Origin of the sequence: Mycobacterium sp. (assembly GCF_050701675.1) — a bacterium.
Taxonomy (GTDB): Bacteria; Actinomycetota; Actinomycetes; order Mycobacteriales; family Mycobacteriaceae; genus Mycobacterium.
In genome coordinates this window covers 1-3,898 of sequence record NZ_JBOGDD010000698.1, presented here as the reverse complement: position 1 = coordinate 3,898, position 3,898 = coordinate 1, and the positions used below count along the sequence as shown (strand labels likewise).

4 protein-coding genes are annotated in these 3,898 nt (G+C 65.5%); 1 reads left to right on the top strand and 3 read right to left on the bottom strand.

Annotation, left to right across the window (positions count from 1 at the left end; all coding sequences use genetic code 11):
* Positions 1-176: 176 nt before the first annotated feature.
* The 3 genes from ACRDUX_RS21475 to ACRDUX_RS21465 are packed head-to-tail and all read right to left on the bottom strand — an operon-like array spanning position 177 to position 3,524.
* On the bottom strand, positions 177-1,319 hold the full coding sequence (locus tag ACRDUX_RS21475; RefSeq protein WP_526416283.1) for an acyl-CoA dehydrogenase family protein: 1,143 nt from the start codon (positions 1,317-1,319) through the stop codon (positions 177-179).
* 10 nt (positions 1,320-1,329) lie between these two features.
* Positions 1,330-2,295, bottom strand: coding sequence for an acyl-CoA dehydrogenase family protein (locus ACRDUX_RS21470; RefSeq protein ID WP_526416285.1), 966 nt, complete (start codon positions 2,293-2,295; stop codon positions 1,330-1,332).
* Positions 2,296-2,321: 26 nt separating this feature from the next.
* Positions 2,322-3,524, bottom strand: a complete 1,203-nt coding sequence (locus ACRDUX_RS21465) for an acyl-CoA dehydrogenase family protein (protein WP_526416281.1) — start codon at positions 3,522-3,524, stop codon at positions 2,322-2,324.
* Between the two features lie 113 nt (positions 3,525-3,637).
* Here ACRDUX_RS21465 and ACRDUX_RS21460 point away from each other — a divergent pair.
* Positions 3,638-3,898, top strand: a 261-nt coding sequence (locus tag ACRDUX_RS21460; RefSeq protein ID WP_526416279.1) for an aldehyde dehydrogenase family protein, incomplete at its 3' end; no start/stop codon positions are given.

Genomic DNA, 3,898 nt, shown 5'->3' with positions numbered 1-3,898 from the left:
CCGCCGCAGCACCGTGGCTACCCGATCGGCCAACTTCGGCTCACGAAGACAGGTGACCTCCATTACCACCTCCACCGGTATCTGTAAACGCAACAAAACAACTAACTATTTAGCAGGTTAAACCAGTCTCCGTCCCAATCTTGGGATTGGTCGCCTGCCAGTGACCAAGGTCATCCTCAGTAACCCATCGCCCGTCCCATGAGGTCCTTCATGATCTCAGTGGTCCCGGCGTACAACCGCTGCACACGCGAATCACGCCAGAGTCGGGCGATCTCGTACTCGTTGATGTAGCCATAACCGCCGTGCATCTGCAGGCAGCGGTCGATGATCTCCCACTGCACCTCCGAGGTCCACCACTTGAGCCCGGCAGCGTCCTGGTCGCTCAGCGTTCCGTCGTTGACCGACAGCACGCACTGATCGAGGTAGGTCTGGGCGGCATCGAGCTTGGTCTGCATCTCGGCGAGGAAGTGGCGGTTGACCTGGAACTTGCCGATGGGCTGACCGAACGCGGTGCGCTCAAGCGCGTAGGCCTTGGTCAGCTCCAAGGCCTTCCGTGCGGCCGGCAGCGCGTAGCAGGCCACGCCGACCCGTTCGCTGGGCAGGTTGGAGACCAGATGGTAGAAGCCGCGGTTGAGGTCACCTATCAGGTTCTCCTTCGGCACCTTGACGTCCTCGAAGAACAGCTCGGCGGTGTCGGCGGAGTATTGGCCGATCTTGTCGAGTTTGCGGCCGCGGGTGAAGCCCTCCATGCCGTCTTCGATCATCAGCAGACTGATGCCCTTGTGACGTTCGGACGGGTCCGTCTTGACGGCGGTGAGCACGAGCTTGGATTGAAGTCCGTTGCTGATGAACGTCTTGGAGCCGTTGACGACCCAGTGGTCGCCTTCGTCGCGGGCGGTGGTCTTGATGCCGCCGAGGTCCGAGCCGGCGGCAGGCTCGGACATCGCGATCGAGCCGATGTACTCCCCGCTGACGAACTTGGGCAGCCAGCGGTCCTTCTGCTCGTTGCTGGTGAGGTTCTGCATGTACGGCATCAGGATGTCGTTCTGTACGCCAAGGCCGATGCCGACCGATCCGGTCATGAACATCTCCTCGGAGATGATCTGATTGAACCGGTAGTCCTTGACACCGAGTCCGCCGTACTTCTCGTCGAACTCCCAGCCGATCAGCCCGGCGTCGCCCGCGGCGAGCCACGCTTCGCGACTGACCTTGCCGTCCTTTTCCCACTTCTCGGTGTTCGGAACGCATTCGCGTTCGAAGAACGTCCGCGCGGTGGCGCGGAAGTCGTCGTGGACCTCGTCGAAGATGTTGCGGCGCATGGTTCCTTCCCTAATCAGTCCAGGCGACGATCGCGGGAAGCGCGCGGCCTGGGGCGTAGTCGTCGAAGAGGCGGTCTGCGAGCAGCGCCTCGAGTTGCTGGTAGGAGCCGCACAGCGAGTCGATCTGGAAGCCGCGCGTGACGTAGCGATGCAGGTCGTGCTCCATGGTCAACCCGATCGCGCCGCACACCTGAAGGGCGGCGTCGGACACTGCCCGGTGCGATCGCCCGGCCGCAGCCTTGGCGGCCAACGCGGAGAGCTCCCCGCCATACCGCCAGCTCTCGCCCAGCAGTGCACGGGTGCCCTCCAGACCGGCCGAGGCATCGGCGAGCAGGTGCCGCGGGGACTGGAACGACCCGATGGGTGACCCGAACTGGACCCGGACGGTGACGTGCTCGACGGCGATCCGCAGAGCCTCGTCCGCCAGCGCGACGAGTTCGGTGGCCAGAGCCCGCTGGGCACCGGCAACCGCGCGATTCCACTCGAGGGAGGCGTCCACCAGCTCGCCAGTCCGCGGTCCACTGACCCTTGACCAGTACGCCGACGTGTCGAAGGTGTCCAACCTCTCGCCATCGAGACGGTCGCCGTCGATCACTCCGACGGACACCGTGCCCCCCGGGCCCGATACCGGCACGGCCAATCGCCCCACGCTGGGCAGCGGCCCGATCACGATGCCGTCGACGCGTTCTTCGTCGGAACCGGGTGCGTAGCCGTCGGCGAGGCCTGGCAACACGATGCCGTCGGCCGGGCCGTCCAAGAGCGGGGCCAGTTCGGCGAGCATGACCTTGTCGAGGCAGTCGGAGTTCAGCAAGGACCGCCCCTGGGCGCGAAACAGCAACTCACAGGCCTCGACCGGGTACTCGGCTTCGATGTCGGACCAGCCGAGCTCCTTCAGCGGAGGTCCGATCGCGACGTGTTCGCCGGGATTCTTGGCGGCCAACTCGTCGAAGAGCCGGAAGACGGCCTCCTCGATCATCGGCCACGATTCGTCGGGTGCGCCCGTCACCGCTTCTCCTTGGGCAGTCCCAGAAGGTGGTCGGCGATGATGCCCCGCTGAACCTCGGCGCTACCGCCCATGATCGTCGCGGCCCGGGTGTACCACCACTTCGCCCGTGCGGCGTTGAGTTCCTTGGAGCCGGCGGTTCCGGCCATCATCCAGTCCCGTCGCACGTCGAGGATGAGGTCGTTGATGTCCTTCTCGGCCTTGCCGACGAGCAGCTTGTCGATGCTGCTGCCCGGGCCCACCATTCGGCCTTCGGCCAGTGCCCGGACCGTCGTCGCGCCGCGTGCCTGTGCGGCCACCACGGCGACGTAGATCTGCGCAAGGCGCTCGCGGTTGGCAGACGATGCACCGTGGACGGCCATCTCGGCTCGAAGTCTGCCCAGTTCGGTCAGCGCCGTGGTCAACACCGCGTAGCCGTACATGCCGCGCTCGTACTGCATCAGGTACATGACCACGCCCCAGCCGGCGCCGACGTCGCCGATCAGTCGGTCGTGTGGCACCCGGACGTCGTCGAAGAACACCTCGGCCAATTCGCGGCGCCCGCTGGCCAACGCGATCGGCCGGACGGTGACACCAGGGGTGTCGGCATCGACCAGGAACGTGCTCAGGCCGCGATGTCTGCTCTCGGGCGTGCCGGTGCGTGCCAGCAGCAGAAACCGGGTTGCAGTCGGGCCCTGGCTGGTCCAGATCTTCTGCCCGTTGACCACGAAGCCACCGGCGCCGTCGTCGGTCGCCCTGCACCGCAGGCCGGCGAGATCGCTACCGGATTCCGGCTCGGAGAAGCACTGACCCCACCACTCTGCGCCGCTCAGGTAGTTCGGTAAGTATCGGGAGGCCAGGTCCGGGGCGTACTGGTAGAGGGCAGGTCCAATGACCTCGAGCGTCCAGTGTTGCTCGGGCACGGGCAGCATCGCCGCGGCCAGCTCCTCGAAGTAGACCGCCCGGTGGATCTCGGCGCCTCCGAACCCGCCGACCGCCTCGGGCCAGCCATAGCGGTTCCAGCCGGCCTCGTGAAGCCGCGACAGGACCGTGGCGTGGTACGCGAGCTCGTCTTCGGCGGTGTCGAAGTGCACGGAACGCCACTCGTCAGCCCAGCCCAACTCGCGGAGCCAGTTGCGGAATTCACGACGGTACGTCGCCACCTGGGAGACATACTCGTCTCGTCGAAGGTCGGCCGAGGTGCTGTCGACAGGGGCTGACAACCCGTTCCCCCTTCATGAGTGCCTAGACTCGGTCGCTAGATCGAATCCGCTAAACAGTTATCTATAAATGAGTACACTAACCCACACCGCCACTTCTGTGAGAGGGACCGCCAATGACGGCTTCACCCATCGCCGCCGCCACCGTCAGCTTCAACCCCGAGACGCGCCTGTTCATCGACGGCCAACTGCGTGAGTCTGCGGGCGGCAAGACCGCTGACAATCTCAACCCTGCCACCGAGGAAATCCTCGGCGTCGCCGCCGACGCCGGTGCCGAAGACATGGACGCAGCGATCGCCGCTGCGCGGCGGGCCTTCGACACCACCGACTGGTCGACCAACCACGCGTTCCGCCAACGCTGTCTCGTGCAGTTGCAC